The organism is Mesorhizobium sp. M7D.F.Ca.US.004.01.2.1 (assembly GCF_003997785.1).
GTDB lineage: Bacteria > Pseudomonadota > Alphaproteobacteria > Rhizobiales > Rhizobiaceae > Mesorhizobium > Mesorhizobium loti.
In genome coordinates this window covers 1-23,719 of sequence record NZ_RZRQ01000057.1, presented here as the reverse complement: position 1 = coordinate 23,719, position 23,719 = coordinate 1, and the positions used below count along the sequence as shown (strand labels likewise).

Here is a 23,719-nt window from a genome sequence, read left to right as displayed (position 1 = left end):
GTTCGTCACGCTCGGCCTGCTGGCGGCGGTTTGCGGCTTTGTGACGTGGCGCTATTTGCCGAAATCGCTTTAGTCGCCGACTAGGCGGTTGCCTCGCGTGCCGCATGCCGCTCGCGCACCCAGTTGTGGAAGCGGTGCAGGTCGTATTCCTCGGGCATCAGCACGCCGGCTTGGTGGCGCAGCGAGCGCAGGCCTCTCTGGTTGACCTCGCAGATCGTCGCATCCTCCTCCAGCACCTGCGTGCCGAAGGCAACGATGTTGTCGATGTCGGTCGTGGCGAGCGCCTCGGGCGCAAACAGCCATTCCGCGACAAGCTCGGTCTGCTCGGGGCCGAGCGGTACCAGCCGGACTGACCTGACATAGTCGACATGGCCGACGATGAACATCGACGGCAGGCTGGTGGCATAGGTCTGGCCCGTGGCGCGCTCGACTGGCGTGAGGTTGGCGAAGACCGGCCCATGCGCCTGGCCGTCGCGCGACCATGTTTCGGCTCCTGCACGCAGGCCGCCGGAAAATTCCGGTGCATCATTGTCGGCGTGGCGAGCCCATTCGGGATCGTCGTGCCGGCCCATCAGGCCACGGCCATAGATCGGCACCAGCCGCGACAGGTCCTTGTGGACGCCCGGGCAATGCAGGCACTCGTTGAAGTTTTCCCAAAAGATCTTCCAGTTGCAGTTCATCACCTTGCGCAGTACGTGGCCGCTGACCAGCGTCTCCAGCGGCCAATTGCCGAGATCGCCGGAGGCGGGATCGAAGGATGCCTGCGCCGAACCGGTCGCGTCTTCGGTGAGGTTGATGAAGACGAAGCCGCGCCACACCGAGAGTGCGACCCGATAAAGGGGGTGGCCGGCCTTGTCGAAGCCTTCCGGCAGCGATTTCGACGGCACGCGCACGAGGTCGCCACGCAGGGAATAGGACCAGGCGTGGTAGGGGCAGGTGATCAGTCGCGCCTTCAGCCGGCCTTCGCTTTCCTGGCAAAGCTGCGAGCCGCGATGGCGGCAGGTGTTGTGAAAGGCGCGCAGCTCGCCGGTCTCGTCCCGCAACACGACGATGTCCTGCGTGCCGATGCGGAATCGGCGGAAAGCCAGTGGTTGCGCTAGGTCGGCCTCGCGGCAGACGAGCAGCCAGCTTCGATACCAGATGGCGTCGAGATCCTTTTGATAGGCTTCTGCGTCCCAATAGGTCGACGAGGGCAGGGTCGGTTCGGCCCGGGTCAGGCCGTTGTAGGGATCGCGCTCGCTGGCAATGGGCTGCATGGCTGGCTTCCTCTAGAGATGTCAGCCGACACCCGGCCAGGAAAATTGTCAATTGCGGCACCGGCGGGTCTCGGCTGGTACGACGCATTCGCGATGGTTGCCGGCGGAATTTGGTTTGCCGGAGGCGAGGATTCTGCCTATAGTCACCAATGTCGTCGGTTCCATTTTGGAGCCAAGAGGGAATGCGGTGAGGGCGAGTTTCGCCCAATGCCGTGGCTGCCCCCGCAACTGTGTGCGGTAGTCCTCTCCATATGCCACTGAAGATGTTTTCTTCGGGAAGGTGGGGAAGGGCGCTGATCCGCGAGCCAGGAGACCTGCCGGCGACAGGAAACTGACTTCGATGCCCTCGGGTGGAGGGCGAAAGGACAAGATATGACTACCGCTTCCGTCTCCCTCGGCGCCTCCGTCTCCTCGCAGTCGCGCTTCATGCAGCTCGCTCTTGCTGCGTTTCTCGGCATTTTCGTGATGGGCTTTGTCGGCTTCTCGCATATCGATGCGGTCCACAATGCGGCTCACGACTATCGCCATTCGATGGCGTTTCCCTGCCACTGACGAGGATCTGACATCATGAACCTGTTTCGCAACGTCGTGTTCATCGCGGCGATCGCAGGGCTCGTGGCCGGCGTCGTTCTCGCCTGCATGCAGGCCTATGCCACCGTGCCACTCATCCTCAAGGCGGAAGTCTACGAACAGGCTGGAGGCGGCCATGAACATGAGCACGCTGCCGCTCCGGCGGCGCCTGCCGATACCACCAGCGGCAACGCGATGAGTTCGGCCGCACCGGCAACAAACTCCATGAGCGCTGCCACGCCGGCACCGGCGGCACCCGCGGAAGACGAGGGTTGGGCGCCGGCAGACGGTTTCGAGCGTTTCGCGTTCAGCGTGCTTGCCAATATCGTCACCGGTATCGGCTTCGCGCTGATCCTGGTCGCGGTTTCGGAATTCGCCGGCGGCATCGGCAATTGGCGCCAGGGCGTGTTCTGGGGCCTTGCCGGCTTTGCCGTGTTTACGCTGGCGCCTGGCCTCGGCCTGCCACCGGAACTGCCGGCCATGCCGGCTGCCGATCTGACCGAGCGCCAGATCTGGTGGTGGGCAACGGTGGCGGCGACCGCGGCCGGGCTCGGCCTGATCGCCTTCCGAAAGTCGCTGCCGCTGGCGATCTTGGCTGTGGCCTTGATCGTCGCGCCGCATATTGTCGGCGCGCCGCAGCCCGACAGTTACAAGACGGCGATTCCGGAAGGCCTGCATCACCAGTTCGTGGTGGCGGTGACAGTGACCAATCTGGTGTTCTGGCTGGTGCTCGGCGCGGTCGTCGGCGTGGTGCGCGGCCGCTTCACCGGCACCGCGACCAGCCTGCGCGACAGCTTTGCCTGATCGCAAGCTTACCTTTCTCATCGGTGGTGCGCGCTCCGGCAAGAGCGCGCACGCCGAAACCCTGGCGACGGGTTTGCCGCCGCGTTGGACCTATGTCGCCACGGCGCAAGCCTATGATGACGAGATGCGTGAGCGCATCGCGCTGCACCGCTCACGGCGCGGCGAAGGCTGGACGACCATCGACGCACCGCTCGATCTCGCCGGCGCGCTCGGGGCCTTGCCTGACAACCAGCCTGTGCTTATCGACTGCCTGACACTGTGGCTGACCAACCATATGCTCGCCGACCACGATCTCGAGCTTGAATGCCGTCGGCTGGCGGACGTGCTGTCGCGGCCGCGTGGACCCTGGTTCGTGGTGTCCAATGAAGTCGGCCAGGGCATCGTGCCCGACAATGCACTGGCACGCCGTTTCCGCGACGCCGCCGGCCGGCTCAACCAGCAGGTCGCTGCCATCGCCGATACGGTGCTGCTGATGGTGGCGGGGCTGCCGCTCCAGGTGAAATGACATGACCGATATCGACAACAAGGACGAAGAGCGCCACCGCGCCAAGATGGCCAAGCGCAAGGCCGTGCAGGATGCCGAGGTGGCGAGCAAGACGGTCGAGAAGGGGCTGCTGATCGTCAACACCGGCCCGGGCAAGGGCAAGACCACGGCCGCCTTCGGGCTGGCGCTGCGGATGCTCGGCTATGGCAAGCGCGTCGGCGTCGTCCAATTCATCAAGGGGAAGTGGCATACCGGCGAGAAGGACGCCTTCGCCGCCTTCGGCGATCGCGTCGTCTGGCACGCGATGGGCGAGGGGTTCACCTGGGAAACGCAGGATCTGAAGCGCGACATCGCCGCGGCCGAAGCCGCGTGGGCCAAGGTGCTTGAGCTGATGGCCGATCCGTCGATCAGCCTTCTGGTGCTCGATGAACTCAACATTGCGCTGCGCTACGACTATCTCGATCTCGACAGAGTGGTTGCAGCGCTGAAAGCGCGGCGCGAGGGCCTGCACGTGGTCGTCACCGGCCGCAACGCCAAGCCGGCGCTGGTCGAGGCCGCCGACCTCGTCACCGAAATGGGCGTGACCAAGCACCATTTTTCCGCAGGCGTGAAGGCCCAGCAAGGTATCGAGTTCTAAGAGCTTTTACCCCCCACAAAAAGGGAGGGTGAGATCAGGCCACCATGAAAATAACCGAGACCAGCCCAAACAACCCGATCAGCAGATAGTCGGCGACGCGATAGAGTTTCAGCGCCTGCCTTATGTCGGTGCTGTCGGCTTCGCGCCGGCCGCCTTCGCCCATGAAGACGTCGTCGACCAGGACGCCGCCATAGAAGCGCGGCCCGGCGAGCGCCAGGCCGAGCGCACCGGCCATTGCCGCTTCCGGCCAGCCGGCATTGGGCGAGCGGTGTTTTTTCGCGTCGCGCCACACCGCATGCCAGGCATTGCGCGGATCGGCGCCCCTGACCAGGAAAGCCGCCAGCACGATCAGCAGCGCCGTCACCCGCGACGCCGGCAGGTTGATCCAATCGTCGAAGCGCGCCGCCGCCCAGCCGAAGGCCTCGTGGCGCGGGGTGCGGTGGCCGATCATCGAATCGGCGGTGTTGGCGGCCTTGTAGGCAGCGCCGCCGCCCAGGCCGCCGACGCCGGTCCAAAAGGCGGGGGCAACGATGCCGTCGGAAAAATTCTCGGCCAGGCTCTCGATCGCCGCGCGGCAAACACCGGCCCTGTCCAGTGTTTCGGGATCGCGGCCGACGATTCGCGAGACGGCCACGCGGCCCAAAGCGAGGCCACCGGTATCGAGTGCGTCCGCCACCGCCTCGACATGCTCGTAAAGGCTCTTCTGCGACAGAAGCGACGTAGCCAGAAGGACAGTGATGAATAGCCCCATGGGAACGAACCAGAGCAGGACCTGCACGCCGAGGCCAACTATCGCCGGCACCAGCACGATGACCAGCAGCGCCTGGACACCACGCTTGCGACGCAGCGCGTCGGGATCAGTGGCGTGGTTGAGCCTGCGGTCAAGAAAGGATATCAGCCTGCCGAACCACGTCACCGGATGGCCGATGGCGCGAAACAGCCAGTCCGGGTAACCGAGGGCGAATTCGACGGCCAATGACAGGAAAGCGATCAGGACTGACATGAAGCTTCTTGAAGGAGCGGTGGACCATGGTGGAAGTCTTGGCCGGGCGAGGGCGCTTTTCCCCAACGCTTCGCGGCCTTTCGTCGACCTCTCGACCGGTATCAATCCGCACTCCTATCCGCTTTTCGACCTGCCCGCCACCACCCTGTCGCGGTTGCCGGAAGCCGCGCGCGCGCGTGACCTGATAGAGATCGCGGCCAGCGCCTATGGCGCGCCGTCGCCAGCCAACGTCGCGGCGGCTCCGGGCACGCAGATACTGTTGCCGCGCGTCGCATCGCTGATCGCGCCCGGCAAGGCGCTGGTGCTGGGTCCGACCTATGCCGAACATGCCCGCGCTGCGGCTATCGCCGGGCACGAGGTGACCGAGGTCAGCGATTTCGCTGATCTGGCCGACGCCGACCTTGCCATCATCGTCAATCCGAACAATCCGGATGGGCGCATCGTCGAGCGCGACCGATTGCTGGCGCTGGCCGCCGGACTGCGCGCCAGGGGTGGACTACTGGTCGTCGACGAGGCGTTCATGGATGTCGGCCCACGCGAGTACAGCCTCGCGGGCGATGTCGACCAGGGCGGCATCGTCGTGCTGCGCTCGTTCGGCAAGTTCTTCGGCCTGGCCGGCTTGCGGCTCGGGTTTGCACTTTCCGATGCAACGACGGTCGACCGGCTGGAAACGCAGTTCGGACCATGGGCCGTCGCCGGCCCCGCATTGGAATACGGCATCCGCGCGCTTGCCGACATCGGCTGGCAGGACGCGATGCGGGCATCCCTTATGGATGCATCGGCGCGGCTCGATGCGCTGTTCGGCCGCTTCGGCGTTCCCGTCGCGGGCGGCACCACATTGTTCCGCTATCTCCGCTTGGCCGATGCCGCCGGCCTGTTTGTAGCCCTTGGTGAGCACGGCATCCTGCTTCGTCATTTTGCCGACCGGCCGCATGTCCTGCGCGCCGGCCTGCCGGGAAGTCAGGAGGAATGGCAGCGGCTCGAATCCGCTCTTGCCGAATGGGCGGCGCGGCGCGAGGATCAATCGAAGGGTTCAAAACAATGATCCATGTCTGCTCGCTGGCAAAGATCGAGGAAACGGTGGCCAGGACCGGCGCCGACCGCATGCTGTCGCTGCTCGCCGCTGGCACGGAAGTGGTGCGGCCGGCCTCGATCTCGAGGGAAAACCACTTACATCTGGTCATGCATGACATAGCGGTGGCGCAGGACGGCATGACCATGCCGGGCGAGGATCATGTCCGCAACCTGCTCGATTTTGCGCGCCGCTGGGACCGGGCAAGGCCGATGGTCGTGCACTGCTATGCCGGGATCAGTCGCTCGACCGCCTCGGCCTACATCATCGCCGCCGCACTGGCGCCGAAGCGTGACGAGGCCGACCTGGCGCGGACGCTGCGGGCGCTGTCGCCATCGGCGACACCCAATCCGCGACTGATTGCGGTGGCCGACGCACTGCTAGATCGCAACGGCCGCATGATCCAGGCGATCGAGGCAATCGGACGCGGCGCCGACGCCTTCGAAGGAACGCCGTTCGCGCTTAGGATAGACGGTTAGCTACTTCAGCCAGTCGGCGAGCTTCGCCTTGCGCACATCCCGCAGCAGGCTGATGAAACCATCGGCCTGATGTTCCGATGTCAGCCGGCCTTTCTCCGCCGTCGCGATGCTGGCGTCGCCGACCACGCCGTTCGGGTTGAGGTCGCTGGCGATCCAGGCGAAGGCGTGGGTGCCGGTGTGGCGAAGCAGCGAGAATTCCTTCTCGGCCTTGGCGACATTGGAGACGAAATTGTCGGCCTTGCCCATATCGACAAGGTCCGGCCGGAAATGCAGCATCAGCGAGGTCTCGACATCGCCGCCATGGATGCCGTGGCGGTCCTCGAGCTCGGTGTACATGCCAGCCGGGCGGCCGAAGCGCTGCCAGCTGGTCTTCACCGCCAACATCTTTTCACGCACGCGCAGTTCGCGCGTGACGATGCCCATGATCTCTTCGTTGCCGCCATGCGAATTGATAACGATCAGCTTGCGCACGCCGGCGCGCGCGATCGACAGGCCGAGTTCGGTCCAGGCTTCGATCAACGTGGTTGCCGGCAAAGTGAGGGTGCCCGGCGCGTGCAGGTGCTCGTTCGACTTGCCCACCGCCTGCACTGGCAGGATGCGGATGTCGAGATCATCGGGCAGGCGCGAAATGACCGTGTCGAGCATGCCATTCATGATCGAGGTGTCGGTCGAGACAGGCAGATGCGGCCCGTGCTGCTCGATCGCCGCCACCGGCAACACGGCGATCGTCGCCTCGGGGTCGATCGAGGCGTATTCGGTGGTCCGGTAGTCGCCCCACCACACACGTTTCTTCGCAACAGTCATGTCATGCCTCTTCAATGGACGGGCAGACCTAGCGCGACAGAACTTGTCTGTCGATCACCCGGCCGCGATGGCCTCAACTTCGACCTTGAATTCGGGTCGGGCAAATCCCGAGACGATCATCAGAGTCGAGGCCGGCGCGGGGCTGGAAAACAGCCGGTCGCGAACGTCCATATACGGCCGCAGATGCGCGCGGTCGGTGACATAGGCATTGATGCGGACGATGTCCTGCAGACCCAGGCCGGCTTCGCCGAGAATCGCGGCGATGTTTTGAAAGCAGAGTTCGGCCTGTGCGCCGGCGTCTTCCGGTATCTGGTCGTCCGCGGTGATGGCGACCTGACCCGAGCACAGCACCAGTCGCTTGCCGAGCGGCACCTCGACGCCGTGGCTGTAGCGGGCAAAGGGCGGCTTGATCGACTTCGGGGTGAGGAATTTGAACATGGCATTCTCCTGGATAGCGCCAGCCTAAGGCCTGACCCATTGCACCTTCAAGATGGCGGTGCATGTTGCCCGAGCGATTGTGGACAGGCGTTCAAAAAATAGGCACGATGCCTTCCGTACAGCATGACCCGTCCGCCCTTGGCAGTGCAATGTCGTTCCAGCGGGCGGTCCCGGCGCAAGGCGCCGGTGGCATGTGTCTTGCTTCTTGAATCTTTGGTGTCGAGCCTGGCGCGTGGCGCGCCGGAGCAAACAAAGGGTGGTGTCGATGTACGGAAGACAGAAGATTTCGGTGGCGGTTGTGGCCTTGCTTGCAGCCAGCACGCTGGGTGCGGCTGCGAATGAAAAAGTCACCTTCGGCACCAACTGGTTGGCCGAGCCGGAACATGGCGGATATTATCAGTCCGTGGCGGACGGCACCTACGCCGCCTGCGGCCTCGACGTCACCATCATGCAGGGCGGTCCGCAGGTTAGCGGCCGGCCGATGCTGCTGGCCGGCAAGATCGATTTCTACATGGGCGGCAATCTGCTGTCGGCTTTCGATGCCGTCCAGCAAGGCATTCCCATGCGCGTGGTGGCGGCGGACTTCCAGAAAGACCCGCAGGTCATCATGTCCCACCCCGGCGAGGGGCTCGACAAATGGGAAGACCTGAAGAACGCCGACCAGTACATATTGGGCGACGAGGGCGTGCAGACCTTCTTCCAGTGGATGGTCATCGAACTCGGCTTCGACGCCTCAAAGCGCGCGCCCTACACCTACAACACCGCTCCCTTCCTCGCCAACAAGAAGTCGATCCAGCAGGGCTACGTCACCTCCGAGCCGTTCGCGGTCAAGAAGGAAGGCGGCTTCGTGCCGAACCAGTTCCTGCTTGCCGACTATGGCTGGGACACCTACTCGACGACGATCGAGGTGATGCAGGAAACGATCGACAAGAAGCCGGAGGTGGTCCAGTGCTTCGTCGATGGTTCGGCCAAGGGCTGGTACAAATATCTCTACGGCGACAACAAGGCCGCCAACGACCTGATCAAGAAAGACAATCCCGACATGAGCGACGAGCAGATCGCGTTCTCGATCGAGCAGATGAAGAAGTTCGGCCTTGCCGATTCCGGCGACACTGAGAAGCTCGGCATCGGCGCCATGACCGACGAGCGGATCAAAAGTTTCTACGACAAGATGGTCAAGGCCAAGGTCACGCCTGACGGCATCGACATCAAAAAGGCCTACACACTGACCTTCGTCAACAAGGGCGTCGGGCTCGACCTGAAGAAATAGGCCGGTCCCGGCGTGATAAGGGAAAAGGTGGCGCAAGCGCCGGCCTCGGACGTGGCATCGACATTGCTGGCGCTGAGGGGCGTCGGCAAGGTCTTCTCCAACGGCGTGACTGCGCTGAGCGATGTCAATCTGACGATCCGGGAAGGTGATTTCCTCAGCCTGCTCGGGCCGTCGGGTTGCGGCAAGTCCACGGCGCTGCGGCTGATCGCCGGCCTGTGGACGCCGACCTCCGGCGTGCTCGATTGGCGCGGCGGCGGCTCGCTTGACCGCTCGAACATCGGCTTCGTTTTCCAGGAGCCGACGCTGCTGCCCTGGGCCAGCGTCTTCGACAATGTCTGGCTGCCGCTTCGGCTGAAAGGCATTTCCCGCGCCAAGGCCGCGCCGGCGGTGACGGAAATGCTGGCGCGGGTGCATCTGACCGGCTTCGAAGACGCGGTGCCGCGCGAACTGTCCGGCGGCATGAAGATGCGCGTCTCGATCGCGCGGGCCATGGTGACCAAACCGCGCGTGCTGTTGATGGACGAGCCGTTCGCGGCACTCGACGAGATCACCCGCTTCAAGCTCAACAACGATCTGCTGGAACTGTGGCAGGACGAACGTTTCACCGTCGTCTTCGTCACCCACAGCGTCTTCGAAAGCGTGTTCCTCTCCAACCGTGTCGTCGTCATGGCGGCGCGGCCGGGCAGGGTGTTCGACGAACTCGCCATCGAGGCCTCCTATCCGCGCGACGAGGCGTTTCGCACCTCGCCCGACTATGCGGCACTCTGCCGTCAGGCCTCCGATGTGTTGGTCAACGCCATCAATTCAACAGCAGGCGCTCATCATGACGGCCATTGACGAGCGCGTGCTCGAACTCGACCCCGAGGAAGCGCGCCGCGTGCGCCAGGAGCGGTTCGAACGGATCGGCCGCTGGGTGCTGCCGCTGGCGATCATGATCCTGGCGATATGGCTGTGGGACCGCATCTGCGTGTGGAACGAGATTCCGCAATACATCCTGCCGCGTCCCGGCGTGGTGCTGTGGACGCTCTACAACGATGCCGGCCTGCTGTTTTCCTCACTGCTCGTCACCTTGCGCATCACCTTCCTCAGCCTAGCTCTGGCGGTCATTGGCGGGGTCGGGCTGGCGGTGCTGTTCGCGCAATCGAAATGGGTCGAGATGTCGTTCTTCCCATTCGCCATCGTGCTGCAGGTGACGCCGATCGTGGCGATCTTTCCGCTGATCAACATCTATGTAAACGACCAGACGACCAAGCTTCTGTTGTGCGCCTGGATCGTCGCTTTCTTTCCGATCCTGTCCAACACCACGCTTGGCCTCAACTCCGTCGACCGCAATCTGCGCGACATGTTCAAGCTCAATGGTGCGACGCGCTGGCAGCAATTGCGCTATCTCAGGCTGCCGGCGGCGATGCCCTATTTCCTCGGCGGGTTGAAGATCGCCGGCGGCCTGTCGCTGATCGGCGCCGTGGTGGCCGAGTTCGTCGCCGGCACCACCGGCCAGTCGTCCGGCCTTGCCTCACGCATCATCGAGGCTGGCTACCGGCTCAACGCGCCGCGGCTGTTCGCGGCACTGTTCTTGATCTCGCTCACCGGCATTTTGATTTTCCTCGTGCTGTCGCTTATTTCGCATCTCATTTTGCGGCGCTGGCACGAAAGCGCACTGAAGCAGGAGCGCTAGGTCCTTGATTCCGAACACAGGTTCATACCGGCTCGCCAATGTCAGGCTTCACGCGTCCCTGAGCCCAGGCCTTGGCGCTGCTTTCGATCGCGATGGCTTTGCGCTTGCCGACATCACTGTCACCGAGGGCAAGATCGCAGCCATCTCCGCACATCGTCGTGCAGCGACGCCCCTGGACGCTGTCGACCTTGGCGGCCGCATTGTGCTGCCGTGTTTCGTCGACTGCCACACGCATATCGACAAGGGTCATATCTGGCCGCGAAAACCCAATCCCGACGGCACCTTCATGGGCGCGCTGAATGCCGCCGGTGCCGATCGTGCGGCACGCTGGAGCGCCGAAGACGTTGCCCGGCGCATGGATTTTTCGCTGCGCTGCGCCTACGCGCATGGCACCAGGGCGCTGCGCACCCACCTCGACAGCGTCGCGCCGCAGGAGGAAATCTCTTGGCCGGTGTTCGAGGCGATGCGCGAGGCATGGCGCGGCCGCATCGAGTTGCAGGGCGCCTGCCTGCTCGGCATCGAGGGCGTTCGCGACAGGAAATGGTTCGACCGGCTGGCAAAAAGGGTTGCCGCGGCCAAGGGCGTGCTCGGTGTCGTCACCTATATGGTGCCGGATCTCGAAGAGCTGCTCGACCACGTCTTCGCGCAAGCCATCAAGCATGGCCTCGATCTCGATTTCCATGCCGACGAGACCGATGACATCGCCGCGATCTCGCTGAAGAAGATCGCCGAGGCCGCACTCTGGAACGGTTTCGAAGGAAAGATCCTCGTCGGCCATTGCTGTTCGCTGGCGCGCCAGCCTGACCTCGACGTGCTCGATACGCTGGACAAGGTGGCGAAAGCCGGGTTGGCCGTCGTCTCGCTGCCGATGTGCAATCTCTATCTGCAGGACCGGCGCGGCGACGGCACCACGCCGCGCTGGCGCGGCGTGACGCTGCTGCACGAGATGAAGGCAAGGGGCATTCCGGTTGCCGTCGCATCCGACAACACGCGTGATCCCTTCTATGCCTATGGCGATCTCGACATGCTGGAGGTCTACCGCATGGCGACGCGCATCCTGCATTTCGATCATCCGGTCGCCGACTGGCCGCAAGCCGTCACCGCGACTCCCGCCAAAGTGATGCGGCTCGACGGCTTCGGCACGCTGGCCAGCGGCGGGGATGCCGATTTCATCGTGTTCAAAGGTCGAAGCTGGACGGAATTGCTGTCGCGGCCCGAATCGGATCGCATCGTCGTGCGCAGCGGATGCGCAATCGACCGGCAATTGCCCGATTATGCCGAACTCGACGAGCTGATGGTGGAATGATGGACGTTTCGGCGCTCAAACGCGACCTCGAAGGCCTTAAGGTCGACGACAATCCGGCCATCGTCCAGCAGAAGAGCCGCGACTTCTACTGGTACAGCCCGGTGCTGAAGCAGCAGCTCGACCATGTCACAGGCGATCTGATCGTGACGCCGAAGAACGAGGCCGAACTGATCCGTGTGCTTGCCGCCTGTCACCGCCACGGCGTGCCGGTGACACCGCGCGGCAGCGGCACCGGCAATTACGGCCAGGCAATGCCGCTTTCGGGCGGCGTCGTGCTCAACCTTGCCGAGATGAACGAGATCAAGTCGATTGCGCTAGGTCGCGTGGTGACGGGACCAGGCGCGATCCTGGCCGACATCGACAAGGCGACGCGGGCGCATTCCGGGCAGGAGCTGCGGCTGTCGCCGTCCACCTACAACACGGCCTCGATCGGCGGCTTCATCGCCGGCGGTTCGGGCGGCGTCGGCTCGATCAATTTCGGCGGCCTGCGCGATTTCGGCAATGTGCTTCGCCTGCGCGTGGTGACCATGGAAGCCGAGCCGAAAGCGCTCGAGCTCACCGGCGAGGATCTGCACAAGGTCACCCACGCCTACGGCACCAACGGCGTCATATCGGAAGTCGAGATGCCGCTGACTGCAGCCTATGACTGGGTCGACGTCATTGTCGGTTTCGACGGCTTCATGGATGCCGCCCGCTATGGCAATGCGCTGGCCTGCCAGGACGGCATCCTCACCAAGCTGATCACGCCGATAGCGGCACCCGTGCCGCAGCTCTATTTCAAGCGGCACCAGAAATTCCTCCGGGAAGGGCAAAGCATCTGCGTCGTCATGGTGGCGCAGCATGGGCTCGATGCCTTCCTGGCCTTCACCCGCCGCGTCGGCGGCGAGGTGATCTACAATGCGGCCACGGCGACGCCGGATGAGAAAAAGGGCCTGCCGCCGGCCTATGAGCTGGCCTGGAACCACACGACGCTGAGGGCGCTGCGCGTCGACCCTTCGATTACCTATCTGCAATCGCTCTATCCCTTTCCCAACCAGCTGGCGCTGGTCGAAAAGATGGATGCGATGTTTCCGGGCGAGGTTTTCTCGCATCTGGAATTCGTGCGGCTGGACGGCAACATCACCTGCTTTGGCCTGCCGCTGGTCAAGTTCACCAGCGAGACGCGGCTCGACGAGATCGTGCGGCTGCATGAGGAGAATGGCTGCCCGATCTTCAACCCACACCGCTACACGCTGGAAGAGGGCGGCATGAAGCAGACGGATGCCGTGCAGCTCGCATTCAAGCACGAGACTGACCCGCAGGGCCTGCTTAACCCCGGCAAGATGATCGCCTGGGAAAACCCGGACTACGACTATCGTTCCGGCCGGACATTCCTGTTCAAGGGGCTGCAGAAGGCAGGCTGATGAACATCCTCGTGCTCTACGCCCATCCGGTCGAGACCAGCTTCAACGCCGGCCTGCACCGGATGATCGTCGAGCGGCTGGTGGCGGTGGGCCATACGGTCGACGACTGCGATCTCTATGCCGAGGATTTCGATCCGCGGCTGACACGCCAGGAGCGGCTGGACTATCACAACCAGCGTGGCCCCGCCGACGCTGTGGCGCCCTATGTCGAACGCCTGCTGCGGGCGGATGCGCTGGTGCTGTCCTATCCGGTCTGGAATTATGGTTTTCCAGCCATCCTGAAAGGCTTTTTCGATCGCGTCTTCCTGCCCGGCGTGTCGTTCAAGCTGGTCGACGGCAAGGTGCAGCCGTCGCTGCACAACATAAGCAAGGTTGCAGCGGTGACCACTTATGGCGGCAGCCGGTTCCGCGCCATGCTGATGGGCGATCCGCCGCGCAGGCTGATCAAGCGGATGCTGCGCGCCACCGTAAAACCCGGCGCGCCGGTGAGCTATCTCGCGCATTACGCGATGATCCTGTCTACCGACCGCACGCGCAAGGCTTTCATGGCCAAGGTCGCGGCACGCATAGAGGCGTTCTGATGCGCGCGCTGGTGGTCTACTGCCATCCGGTGCCGGAAAGCTTCTGTGCGGCAATTCGCGACGCTGCCGTCGACGTGCTGACACGAAGAGGCTGGGAGGTGCGGCTGCTCGACCTCTATGCCGAGAAATTCGACCCGGTGATGAGCTGCGACGAGCGGCGCTCCTACAACGACCAGGCGCCGCAGGACCCGGCGCTGAAGCCGCATTTCGAGCTGCTCAACTGGGCCGAAGCGATTCTGTTCGTCTATCCGACCTGGTGGTACGGGCTGCCGGCGATGCTGAAGGGCTGGCTCGACCGGGTGTGGGCGACGGACGTCGCCTTCAAGCTGCCGGCGGGCAAGGGGCGGATCAAGTCGCTGATGACGCATGTGACCAGGGTCGGCGTCATCACCACCTGCGGCGCGCCGACCTGGTGGAGCGTGGTCGTCGGCCAGCCGGGACGCAAGACCCTGCTGCGCGGCATGCGGGCGCTGTGCGCGACACGTTGCCGGACTTTTTTCCTGGCGCACTATCTGATGGATTCCTCGACGCCGGCGACGCGGGCTGCATTTCTGGCGAAGGTGCGAGGGAAGCTCGAGCGGTTTTAGGAGAGCTTTCTTCGCCCCGTTTACGGGGAGAAGATGCCGGCAGGCAGATGAGGGGCGGCGCCTCACTTGCAGAAAGACTGCGCTACATCTTCACCCGCTCGGCCTTCGGATCATACATCGGCTTCAGCGACGCTTCCGCCGCAAAGCGCTCGCCGGCGATCTCGATCTCGTAGGATGAGCCCAGCACATCCGCCTCGCTCTCGCCCTGGCACGGCACGTATCCCAGCCCGACGGCGCCGCCGAGGTGATGGCCGTAATTGCCAGACGTGATCGGACCGACGATCTTGCCGTCGCGCAGGATCGCCTCGTTGTGGAAGAGCAGGGGTTGCGGGTCTTTCAGCCGGAACTGGACCAGCCTGCGGTTCAGCCCGGCTTCCTTCTTGCGCAGCACGGCATCGCGGCCGATGAAGTCGCCCTTGGCCGTCTTCACAGCGAAGCCAAGGCCTGCTTCCAGCACATTGTCCTCGTCGGTGATGTCGTGGCCGAAATGCCGAAACGCCTTTTCGATGCGGCAGGAATCCAGCGTGTGCAGGCCGCAGAGTTTCAGGCCGACATCGGCGCCTGCCTCTTCGATCGCTTCGAAGACATGGGCCGCCTGGTCGGTCGAGACATAGAGCTCCCAGCCGAGTTCGCCGACATAGGTGACGCGGTGGGCGCGGGCCAGGCCCATGCCGATCTCGACCTCCTGGAACGTGCCGAACGGGTTGGTTTCGTTGGAGAAATCGTTGGGGCTGACCTTCTGGATCAGTTTGCGCGCATCCGGCCCCATCAGGCAGAGCACGCTTTCGGCCGCCGTCACGTCGGTGACGACGACGAATTCGTCGGTCAGATGTTTGCGCAGCCAGGCGAGATCGCGCTGCAGCGTGGCGCCTGGAACGACGAGAAAGAACGCCGTCTCCGACAGCCGCGACACCGTCAGGTCGCTCTCGATGCCGCCGCGCTGGTTGAGCATCTGGGTGTAGACGATCTTGCCCGGGGCCACGTCCATGTCGTTGGCGCACAGTCTTTGCAGGAAGGCGCAGGCGTCGCGGCCCTCAACCCGGATCTTGCCGAACGAAGTCATGTCGAACAGGCCGACGCTTTTCCTGACCGCGAGGTGTTCTTCGCGCTGGTTGTCGAACCAGTTCTGGCGCTTCCAGGAATAGCGGTATTCGCGCTCCTGGCCTTCACGGGCAAACCAGTTGGCGCGCTCCCAGCCGGCGACTTCGCCGAAGACGGCGCCGCGCGCCTTCAGATGCTCGTGCAGCGGCGAACGCCTGACATTCCTCGAGGTCGCCATCTGACGATAGGGGAAATGGTCGGCATAGAGCAGGCCGAGCGTTTCGGAGACGCGCTCCTTGAGATAGCGGCGGTTCTTCTGGAACGGCTGGGCGCGGCGAATGTCGACTTCCCACAGATCGAAGGGGGCTTCGCCGTCATTGATCCACTGCGCCAGCGCCATGCCGGCGCCGCCGGAGGAGACGATGCCGATCGAATTGTAGCCGGTCGCCATCCAGTAGCCGGACAGCTCCGGCGCCTCGCCGAGATAGTAGCGGTCGTCGGGGGTAAAACTCTCGGGACCGTTGAAGAAGGTGTGGATGCCGGCGGTCGCCAGCATCGGCATGCGGTTGACGCCCATTTCGAGGATCGGCTCGAAATGGTCCATATCCTCCGGCAGTTGGTCGAAGCAGAAATCCTCGCGGATGCCGTCCATGCCCCAGGGCTTTGCCACCGGTTCGAAGGCGCCCAGCATCATCTTGCCGGCGTCCTCCTTGTAGTAGGCGCACTCGTCAGGCACGCGCAGCACGGGCAGACGGGTGAGACCGGGGATCGGCTCGGTGACGAGATAAAAATGCTCGCAGGCGTGCAGCGGGATGGTGACGCCGTTCTGTGCTCCCAGTTCGCGCGCCCACATGCCGGCGCAGTTGACGACGATGTCGGCTTCGATGGTGCCTTGGTCTTCACCCTGTGCCCAGGACACCCCGGTGACGCGGCCAGCCCTGGTGTGGACCTTGGTGACCTTCACATTCTCGACGATGGTGGCGCCGCGCTGGCGCGCGCCCTTGGCCAGCGCCATCGCGATATTGGCAGGGTCGCACTGGCCGTCGAGCGGCAGATGCACGGCGCCGACGACGTCCGAGACATTCAGATGCGGGTACATCTGCTTGACTTCATTGGGAGAAATCTCGCGGACATCGACATCGAAGGCGCGGGCGAGCGACGCCTGCCTGTAAATCTCGTGCTTGCGTTCTTCGGTCAGCGCCACGGTGATCGAGCCGACCTGGCGCATGCCGGTGCCGACTTCGGTCTCGGCTTCCAGCTTGACGTAGAGGTCAGCCGAATATTTCGCCAGCCGGGTCATGTTCTGCGAACCGCGCAACTGGCCGATCAGGCCGGCGGCATGCCATGTCGTGCCCGACGTCAGCTGCTTGCGTTCCAGGAGCACGATATCGGTCCAGCCAAGCTTGGCCAGGTGGTAGGCGACGGAGCAGCCGGAAACGCCACCACCGATAATGACGGCCCTCGCTTTGGTAGGGATGGCTTTTGTCGGGATAGCTTTGGCGGTCATGCGGCCTCGCGACGATAGCTGGAAGCGAAACGGCGCAGCCGGAGCGCTGCTTCCTGCAGCATGGGTTCGGGCTGGCAGAGGCTGATGCGGATATGGCCGGCGGCTGCCTCGCCGAAGCTGGAGCCCGGCATCACGCCGACATTCTCCTTGTCGAGGAAAGCGAAGGCGAATTTCTCGTCGTCGGGTTCAACGGCGGATATGTCGAGCATGACATACATGCCGCCTTCGGAACCGCGCACGGTGACATCGTTCATGCCGCGCACGGCATCGAGGAAGACGGTGCGGCGCGCGGCGTAGCGCTCGGCGATGTCCTTCACGCCATAGCGGTTTTCAAGCGCCTCGGCGCAGGCGATCGAGATGAAGGCCGGCAGCCCGTAAGTGGTCACCAGATTGAGATTGGTGAGCAGCGTGATCATCGCTTCAGGGCCTGTCAGCCAGCCCATGCGCCAACCGGTCATGCCGTGGCTCTTGGACATCGAATTGATGACCAGCGTTCGTTCGGCCATGCCGGACAGTGAGCGCGGCGAGACATGCTCGCCGCCGCCCAGCGTCCAATAGACTTCGTCCGACAGCAGCCAGAGGTCATGCTCCCGGCAAATCTCGGCAAGTTGCTCCAGCCGCTCTCGCGAATAGACCGCACCGGTGGGGTTGTTCGGTGTGTTGATGAGAATGGCGCGCGTGTTGGGCCGGAGTGCTGCGCGGATCATCTCGGCATGTGGTTGGAAGCCGTCCTCGGCGGGTGTCTCGACCACGGTGAAACTGGCGCCTGCGGCGCTGAACGTGTTGGGATAGGTTGCGTAATAAGGCGCTACGACGATGGCGTGGTCGCCCTGGTCGAGCACGGCCTGCACGGCTGCGTAGAGTGCGGCCTGGCCGCCCGGCGTGGCGATGACCTGATCCGGCGTCGTCTCGACGCCGGTGCAGGCGCTCGAGGCTGCCGCCATGGCCTTGCGCAGGCGCGGCAGGCCGGAAAGCGGCGTGTAGTGGTGGTTGCTGCCGCGAACCGCGGTCACGCACGCTTCGATCGTTTCCGAAGGTGTGTCGAAGTCGTGATCGCCGACCGACAGCATGATGATGTCTTCGCCGGCCGCTTTGCGGGCCCAGGCGGCCGAATGGACTTCCCAGCCGTCCTTGCCCGAAGGCACGATGCCGGAAATGCGCGACGATGGTCTAGGCATGTATTTCTCCCGAAATTTCGTAGCCGGCCTGTTCGAGCCGGTCGCGCAGAGCGGCGATGTGCGCCGGTCCGACTTCACAGCAGCCGCCGACAATGTCGGCGCCGGCCTCGACCCAGCCGATCGCCTGGTCGGCATAGGCGTCCGGACCAAGGTCGTGACGGGCGTGCAGCACATCGACAGTGCCGCCATGCTTGAGCGCTTCGGTGGAGGTGAAGCCATTGGCATAGGCGCCGACAGGGCCGCCGAGGTCGATCAGTTCAGGCAAGGCCGCGGCGATCGCTTCGGGTCGGCAGCAGTTGAGCAGCCGCGCCGCAACAGTCAAGCCGTCGAGCGCGCCTGCCGCGGTGGCTATTGCCTCGCCGCTGCGCAGCCGCGGCTTGCCGTGGTCGGCGAGTGTCCACGACACCCATACCGGCTTGCCGCTTTCCGATGCCGCGGTGACGGCCGCGCGCGCCTCCTCGATGGACGCCATGGTTTCGCACAGGAACAGGTCGACGCCATCCGCCTGCTCGGCAACGATGCGGCGGTAGATGTCGAGCGTATCCTGATATGAAATGGTCAGCGCCGGCGCGTAGCTGCCGAACAGCGGCGACAGGCAGCCGGCGATGGTTGCCTCACCGGCCTGCTCGCAAGCTTGCCTGGCCAATTCGATGCCGCGCTTCTGCAACGGCTTGAATAGGTCTTCCGCGCCCTCACGCGCCAGGCGTTCGGGTGTTGCCGAATAGGTGTTGATGGTAATGACACGGGCGCCGGCACGGATGAATTCCGCGTGCAGGTCGCGCACCAGATCCGGTTCGTCGATCAGCACTCTGGCCGACCATAGCGGCGTCGGCTCGGATTGGCTGCGGCGGACCAGTTCCTGGCCCATGCCGCCATCGGTGAGGATGACCTTCTTCATGCGCGCAGCCTGTCGTTCTTCGGATCCCACAGTGGCTCATCTTTCTGCACGATCGCCTGAAAACGCTCGCCGAAGATCTCGACCTCGATTGCGGTGCCGGGTTCGGCCAGATCGGCGCGCAGCATGCCGAGCGCGATCGATTTGTCGATGCGATGCCCCCAGCCGCCCGACGTCGTCTCACCGACGATCTTGCCGTCGTGCCACAGCGTCGACACCGAAGGCGCGTCGCAATCGCCGGGGTCCTCGACGACCAGGGTGACGAAACGCTTCGTCACCCCTTGCTGCTTCTCGTTCTGGAGTGCTGCCTTGCCGCGGAAGTTGGGTTTATCCCATTTGACGAAGCGCTCGAGCCCGCCCTGCAGGATCGAATAGTCGGTCGACAGATCGCCCTTCCAGGTGCGGTAGCCTTTTTCGAGCCGCAGCGAATCCAGCGCGTACATGCCGAACGGCTTCAGCCCGTGCTGTTGACCTGCCGCGCAGACGGCGTCGAAGATGGCGGCGGTGTCGTCCACCCTTGTGTGGATTTCCCAGCCGAGTTCGCCGGCGAAGGAGACGCGCACCAGTTTGGCCCAGCGACCGGCGATCTTCGTCTCCTGATGCGTCAGCCATGGCAGAGTGAGGTCGGCTTCGCAGACATCGGCGAGGATTTTCCGCGAGTTCGGCCCGGCCAGGATCTGGGTCGAGAATTCCTCGGTCCGGTCGATCAGCCTGAACGGTGCGTCCTTGGGCATGCGCGATTTCAGCCATTCGAAATCATGCCATTGGGCGACCGCCGCGGTGATCAGCGTCATCAGGTTGTCGTCGTGGCGGACGACGGACATTTCGGTGACGATGCGGCCCTTGTCGTCGGCGAAATAGACGAGGCCGATGCGGCCGGGCTTCGGCACCAGCCCGGTGACCTGCAGACTCAGCCATTCGGCGGCGCCCGGACCTTCCAGGTTGAAGCGGGAGAAGCCCGGCAGGTCCAAGATGCCGGCGGCGTCGCGCACGGCAAGGCACTCCTCGCGTACGCGATGGTGCCATGGCCCGTCGCGGCGGAAGGTCAGCGTCGCCTCCTCGGAGATGTCGTCGCCGTCTTGCGCGTACCAGGTGGCGCGCTCCCAGCCATTGTAAGCGTCGAAGCGGCCGCCGAGCGCCTTGATGCGATCGTGGATCGGCGACAGCTTGCGGTCGCGGCCTTCAGGCCAGGCATGGCGCGGAAACTGGATGGCGTATTCGTTGCCGTAGATCTCCATGCCCTTCGCGACGCAATAGTCCGGCGCCGAGGCAAAGGACGTGAAGCGGCGCGGGTCGCACGACCACATGTCCCATTCGGTCTGGCCCTCAGTCACCCATTCGGCCAGCACTTTGCCGGCGCCGCCGCCCTGGGCGATGCCGAAGGTGAAGACGCAGGCCTCGAAGGCATTGGGAACGCCGGGCATCGGGCCGATCAGCGGATTGCCGTCCGGTGTGTAGGGGATCGGCCCGTTGATGACCTTGGACAGGCCGGCTGTGCCCAGGATCGGCACGCGGGCGACAGCGTCGGCCAGATAATGTTCCAGCCGGTCGAGATCGTCGGGGAAGAGCTGGAAGGAAAAATCCTCCGGCATCGGGTCGTTGTGGGTGGCCCAATGCGCGCGGCAATTGCGCTCATAGGGGCCGAGATTCATGCCGTTCTTTTCCTGGCGCAGATAGTAGGAGGTGTCGACGTCGCGCAGCAGCGGCAGCTTTTTGCCCTGTTCTTTCGACCATGCCGCCAGTTCGGGAATCTCCTCGAACAGGATGTACTGGTGGCTCATCACCATCATCGGCACGTCGCGGCCGAACATCCGGCCGACTTCGGCGGCGCGGTAGCCGGCGGCATTGACGACGATCTCGCAGCGGATCTCGCCTTGTGCCGTCTCGACCACCCATTCGTCGTTCTCGCGGTGCACGCCTGATACCGGGCAGAAGCGGATGATTTTCGCGCCCATGTCACGGGCACCCTTGGCGAGCGCCTGGGTGAGCTGCGCCGGATCGATGTCGCCGTCGCTCGGGTCGTAGAGTGCGCCCTTCAAATCATGCGTGTCGATGAAGGGATAGCGGCGCTTGATCTCGTCGACGCCGACAATGTCGATGTCCATGCCCTGGTAGCGGCCCATGCCCTTGGCGCGCTGGAATTCCTGCATGCGCTCTTTCGTATGAGCAAGGCGCAGCGAGCCGGTGACGTGATAGTTCATGGGATAGTCGACCGCGTCGGCCAGCCCGCGATAAAGCTCGGTCGAATAGCGCTGCATGTTCATCAGCGACCAGGACGAGGAGAAGGTCGGCACATTGCCGGCGGCATGCCAGGTCGAGCCGGAGGTCAGCTCGTTCTTTTCGAGCAGCACGCAGTCGGTCCAGCCCGCCTTGGCGAGATGATAGAGCGAGGACGTGCCGACGGCGCCGCCTCCGATGATCACCACGCGCGCCGTGCTCGGCAAACCCGCCATGTTCTTCTCCAAACTTAAACTCAATAGACAGGTGGTGAAACCACCCAGATGATAACCGCGGGCTCCGCACCCGGATTGCGCCAGCGGTAGGGCTTGCCTTCGAAGCGAAAGGAGTCGCCTTCGCCAAGCCGATGCCAGACGCCTGCTATCTCGATGTCGAACAGTCCGGACGCGACATATCCGGCTTCCTCGGTCGGCCGCTGCGCCTCGGCCTTCAGCTCCGCGCCCGGCGCGAAGACCGAACGCACCATCTCGAAACTACCGCCGAGATCGGGCGACAGAAGCTCCTCCACCAGGCCGGATTCGCTTGTGCCAAGCGTGCGGCGCCGGCCGGCGCGCACAACCACGCCGCGCTCGCTTTCGACAGGCACGTCATGGCTGAAGAACAGGCTGATCGGCACGCCGAACAGTTCAGCAAAGGCTCTGAGATCGCTGAGCGACGGCGTCGACAGGCCACGCTCGACCTGGCTGACCCAGCCGACTGAACGGCCAAGCTTCAGGCCGATCTCGGCGAGCGTCAGCCCGCGCGCCCTGCGCAAGGCCCTGATGTCGCCGGCCAGCACGCGTTCGTCAGTTCCCTGTAATGTTCTTGCTGTAGGCGAAGGCAAAACGCTCACTTCATGAAAAAATCCGGTCAAATTTCATGAGAAATCAAGCTCGTGAAAAAATCAAGTGGATTTTCACGGATGCACAAGATTTGCTTGCGCGATTTTGGCGGTTCATGCAAAGGCTCGGGCAGGAACGGCGAGTGGGGACGTCCGGTCGAGACGAGGGTTAAGGGACGGCCCATGCTGAAAAACAACACCCGAAATGCGGGCGATGCCGAGATTGTCGACGAGGCAATCCTGTCGCGCCGTTCGGTGCGCGCATTTCTGCCCGACATGGTCGACGACGACACGATCCGCGCCATTCTGGCGGTTGCGGCGCGTGCTCCGTCCGGCACCAACATGCAGCCATGGAAGGTCTACGTCATCAAGGGCGAGATCAAGCAGCGGATATCGGACGCTATTCTCAATTCCGGCATTCGCGCCGAAAAAGCCGATTGGGACGAGTACCGCTACTATCCCACGCAGTTCTTCGAGCCGTATCTGACCCGCCGCCGCGCCAACGGTTTCGGCCTCTATGGCGCGCTTGGCATCGGCCGCCGCGAGGTCGACAAGATGCGCGCCCAGCACGACCGCAACTTCGTCTTCTTCGACGCACCAGTCGGCATGATCTTCACCATCGACCGCCGGCTCAACCAGGGCTCATGGATCGACTACGGCATGTTCCTGCAGAACATCATGGTCGCGGCGCGGGGCAGAGGTCTGCACACCTGTCCGCAAGCGGCCTTCGCGCCCTATCACCGGCAGATCAGGCCGGTGCTCGACATTCCGGACGAAGAGATCGTCGTCTGCGGTATGGCGCTTGGCCATGAAGACACGTCAAAACCTGAAAACACCTTCCGCACCGACCGCGTGCCGCTGGAAGAGTGGGTGACGTTCAGCGAATAGCGGCTGCCCTGGCCAATCGGCCGACATGGGCGGCATGCACTATTCCGTGTTCATCTGGGCGCCGTGGCCGCTGACATGGGCGCCGTCCTGCGGCGTCAGTTTGAGGTAGGCGAGCAACGCGCAGAGCGTGATGACGCCCTCGATCACGAACAGGATGCGGAAGTCGTCAGCGACGGCTGGACCGCCGCCAGCCAGAAACGATAGCGCCGCGGCGGCCAGGCCGACGCTGATCGCCACCGCCAGCTGCCACAGAATGTAATAGAGGGCGCTGAAGCGGGCGAGCTGCTCGGGCGCGATGTCGGAATAGGCCAGATTGCCGGTCGAAGCCCATTGGGCGGAGCGGAAGACGCCAAAGACGAAGATATAGGTCAGCACGATCCAAACCGGTGTGGTCGCCTGCATCAGGGCGAAGCCGGCGACCATGGCGGCGACGATCGGCGTGTTGAACACCAGCACGCGGCGGAAGCCGAAGCGGTTGAGGACGCGCGGCATGAAGAAGCGCATGGCCACCGAGCCGACCGCGGCGACGAAGGTCAGCGATCCCGCCTGCACCGCGCTCATGCCGAAGCCGAGCTGGAACATCAGCGGCAGCAGGAAGACGACGGAGCTGAGGCCGATCGTGTCCAGGCCGCCACCGGTCAGGAAGGAGATGCGGAAGGTGCGGATGCGCAGGAGCTTGAGATCGAGCAGCGGATTGCGCACGCGCAGGCAGTAGAACGATGCGACGGTCAGGATGACGAGCGCCAGCGCCAGTTCGCCGGCGATGATGCCGCCGGCAGCGTC

The 23,719-nt window shown here is 64.0% G+C and carries 24 protein-coding genes and 1 riboswitch; of the genes, 14 read left to right on the top strand and 10 right to left on the bottom strand.

Translation table 11 applies throughout. The features are described from left to right. Positions 1 to 80: 80 nt before the first annotated feature. Positions 81 to 1,256 carry an aromatic ring-hydroxylating dioxygenase subunit alpha gene (locus EN993_RS11370; RefSeq protein WP_127263243.1) on the bottom strand — a complete coding sequence of 392 codons (1,176 nt, stop codon included), beginning with the start codon at positions 1,254 to 1,256 and terminating at the stop codon, positions 81 to 83. Positions 1,257 to 1,395: 139 nt separating this feature from the next. After that, a riboswitch (cobalamin riboswitch) is annotated at positions 1,396 to 1,593 on the top strand. Positions 1,594 to 1,628: 35 nt separating this feature from the next. Between EN993_RS11370 and EN993_RS11365 the strand changes: the two genes are divergently transcribed. The 4 genes from EN993_RS11365 to cobO are packed head-to-tail and all read left to right on the top strand — an operon-like array spanning position 1,629 to position 3,751. After that, a complete protein-coding gene (locus EN993_RS11365; protein ID WP_109667912.1) occupies positions 1,629 to 1,808 on the top strand; it encodes a CbtB domain-containing protein in 180 nt (59 codons plus the stop codon). 15 nt (positions 1,809 to 1,823) lie between these two features. Then, positions 1,824 to 2,630, top strand: coding sequence for a CbtA family protein (locus EN993_RS11360; RefSeq protein WP_127263242.1), 807 nt, complete (start codon positions 1,824 to 1,826; stop codon positions 2,628 to 2,630). After that, positions 2,623 to 3,135 (top strand): bifunctional adenosylcobinamide kinase/adenosylcobinamide-phosphate guanylyltransferase, encoded by a 513-nt coding sequence (cobU, locus tag EN993_RS11355; RefSeq protein ID WP_127263241.1) that lies wholly within the window; start codon positions 2,623 to 2,625, stop codon positions 3,133 to 3,135. Before EN993_RS11360 ends, cobU begins: the two co-directional genes overlap by 8 nt. A 1-nt stretch (position 3,136) precedes the next feature. After that, positions 3,137 to 3,751 (top strand): cob(I)yrinic acid a,c-diamide adenosyltransferase, encoded by a 615-nt coding sequence (cobO, locus tag EN993_RS11350; protein WP_127263240.1) that lies wholly within the window; start codon positions 3,137 to 3,139, stop codon positions 3,749 to 3,751. Positions 3,752 to 3,785: 34 nt separating this feature from the next. Here cobO and cbiB read toward each other — a convergent pair whose 3' ends face one another. Further along, a complete protein-coding gene (gene cbiB, locus EN993_RS11345) occupies positions 3,786 to 4,754 on the bottom strand; it encodes an adenosylcobinamide-phosphate synthase CbiB (protein WP_127263239.1) in 969 nt (322 codons plus the stop codon). Between cbiB and cobD the strand changes: the two genes are divergently transcribed. Together cobD and EN993_RS11335 are read left to right on the top strand one after the other, a co-directional pair. Beyond that, positions 4,753 to 5,799, top strand: a complete 1,047-nt coding sequence (gene cobD, locus EN993_RS11340) for a threonine-phosphate decarboxylase CobD (protein ID WP_127263238.1) — start codon at positions 4,753 to 4,755, stop codon at positions 5,797 to 5,799. The two genes, cbiB and cobD, sit on opposite strands and share 2 nt — an antisense overlap. Beyond that, a complete protein-coding gene (locus EN993_RS11335; protein WP_126069431.1) occupies positions 5,796 to 6,305 on the top strand; it encodes a tyrosine phosphatase family protein in 510 nt (169 codons plus the stop codon). The genes cobD and EN993_RS11335 overlap by 4 nt, the downstream gene beginning before the upstream one ends. Here EN993_RS11335 and EN993_RS11330 read toward each other — a convergent pair whose 3' ends face one another. Both EN993_RS11330 and EN993_RS11325 read right to left on the bottom strand, forming a co-directional pair. Beyond that, entirely contained in the window at positions 6,306 to 7,109 is an 804-nt protein-coding gene (locus EN993_RS11330) for a creatininase family protein (protein ID WP_127263237.1), read from the bottom strand. It lies immediately after the preceding gene. Positions 7,110 to 7,163: 54 nt separating this feature from the next. After that, a complete protein-coding gene (locus EN993_RS11325) occupies positions 7,164 to 7,547 on the bottom strand; it encodes a RidA family protein (protein ID WP_109667895.1) in 384 nt (127 codons plus the stop codon). Between the two features lie 265 nt (positions 7,548 to 7,812). Here EN993_RS11325 and EN993_RS11320 point away from each other — a divergent pair, with 265 nt between their 5' ends. The 7 genes from EN993_RS11320 to EN993_RS11290 are packed head-to-tail and all read left to right on the top strand — an operon-like array spanning position 7,813 to position 14,369. Then, the gene (locus EN993_RS11320; RefSeq protein WP_109667892.1) at positions 7,813 to 8,817 is read left to right on the top strand and encodes an ABC transporter substrate-binding protein; all 1,005 of its coding nucleotides are present in this window, start codon (positions 7,813 to 7,815) and stop codon (positions 8,815 to 8,817) included. Positions 8,818 to 8,829: 12 nt separating this feature from the next. Next, positions 8,830 to 9,654, top strand: coding sequence for an ABC transporter ATP-binding protein (locus EN993_RS11315; protein WP_127263236.1), 825 nt, complete (start codon positions 8,830 to 8,832; stop codon positions 9,652 to 9,654). Continuing rightward, a complete protein-coding gene (locus EN993_RS11310) occupies positions 9,641 to 10,492 on the top strand; it encodes an ABC transporter permease (protein WP_023757784.1) in 852 nt (283 codons plus the stop codon). The genes EN993_RS11315 and EN993_RS11310 overlap by 14 nt, the downstream gene beginning before the upstream one ends. A 4-nt stretch (positions 10,493 to 10,496) precedes the next feature. Next, positions 10,497 to 11,798, top strand: coding sequence for a cytosine deaminase (locus tag EN993_RS11305; RefSeq protein WP_127263235.1), 1,302 nt, complete (start codon positions 10,497 to 10,499; stop codon positions 11,796 to 11,798). Then, positions 11,798 to 13,201, top strand: a complete 1,404-nt coding sequence (locus EN993_RS11300; RefSeq protein ID WP_127263245.1) for an FAD-binding oxidoreductase — start codon at positions 11,798 to 11,800, stop codon at positions 13,199 to 13,201. Before EN993_RS11305 ends, EN993_RS11300 begins: the two co-directional genes overlap by 1 nt. After that, positions 13,201 to 13,782, top strand: coding sequence for an NAD(P)H-dependent oxidoreductase (locus EN993_RS11295; RefSeq protein ID WP_164757617.1), 582 nt, complete (start codon positions 13,201 to 13,203; stop codon positions 13,780 to 13,782). The genes EN993_RS11300 and EN993_RS11295 overlap by 1 nt, the downstream gene beginning before the upstream one ends. Next, positions 13,782 to 14,369 (top strand): NAD(P)H-dependent oxidoreductase, encoded by a 588-nt coding sequence (locus tag EN993_RS11290; protein ID WP_127263233.1) that lies wholly within the window; start codon positions 13,782 to 13,784, stop codon positions 14,367 to 14,369. Before EN993_RS11295 ends, EN993_RS11290 begins: the two co-directional genes overlap by 1 nt. An 82-nt stretch (positions 14,370 to 14,451) precedes the next feature. On the opposite strand, the gene EN993_RS11285 is transcribed toward EN993_RS11290, so the two are convergent. From EN993_RS11285 to EN993_RS11265, 5 genes are read right to left on the bottom strand one after another with little or no spacing between them, the layout of a single operon-like run. Next, positions 14,452 to 16,917, bottom strand: coding sequence for an FAD-dependent oxidoreductase (locus EN993_RS11285; protein ID WP_164757616.1), 2,466 nt, complete (start codon positions 16,915 to 16,917; stop codon positions 14,452 to 14,454). Continuing rightward, positions 16,914 to 18,095: a pyridoxal phosphate-dependent aminotransferase gene (locus EN993_RS11280; RefSeq protein ID WP_109667878.1), complete on the bottom strand. Its 1,182-nt coding sequence runs from the start codon at positions 18,093 to 18,095 to the stop codon at positions 16,914 to 16,916. Before EN993_RS11280 ends, EN993_RS11285 begins: the two co-directional genes overlap by 4 nt. Continuing rightward, a complete protein-coding gene (locus EN993_RS11275; RefSeq protein WP_109667875.1) occupies positions 18,088 to 18,993 on the bottom strand; it encodes a homocysteine S-methyltransferase family protein in 906 nt (301 codons plus the stop codon). Before EN993_RS11275 ends, EN993_RS11280 begins: the two co-directional genes overlap by 8 nt. Then, entirely contained in the window at positions 18,990 to 21,443 is a 2,454-nt protein-coding gene (locus tag EN993_RS11270; RefSeq protein ID WP_109668447.1) for an FAD-dependent oxidoreductase, read from the bottom strand. Before EN993_RS11270 ends, EN993_RS11275 begins: the two co-directional genes overlap by 4 nt. A 20-nt stretch (positions 21,444 to 21,463) precedes the next feature. Further along, positions 21,464 to 22,006, bottom strand: a complete 543-nt coding sequence (locus EN993_RS11265; protein ID WP_164757615.1) for an XRE family transcriptional regulator — start codon at positions 22,004 to 22,006, stop codon at positions 21,464 to 21,466. Positions 22,007 to 22,231: 225 nt separating this feature from the next. Here EN993_RS11265 and EN993_RS11260 point away from each other — a divergent pair, with 225 nt between their 5' ends. Then, positions 22,232 to 22,936: a nitroreductase gene (locus tag EN993_RS11260; protein WP_164757614.1), complete on the top strand. Its 705-nt coding sequence runs from the start codon at positions 22,232 to 22,234 to the stop codon at positions 22,934 to 22,936. Positions 22,937 to 22,975: 39 nt separating this feature from the next. On the opposite strand, the gene EN993_RS11255 is transcribed toward EN993_RS11260, so the two are convergent. Next, a partial coding sequence (locus EN993_RS11255) for an MFS transporter (protein WP_127263231.1) occupies positions 22,976 to 23,719 on the bottom strand: 744 nt, incomplete at its 5' end.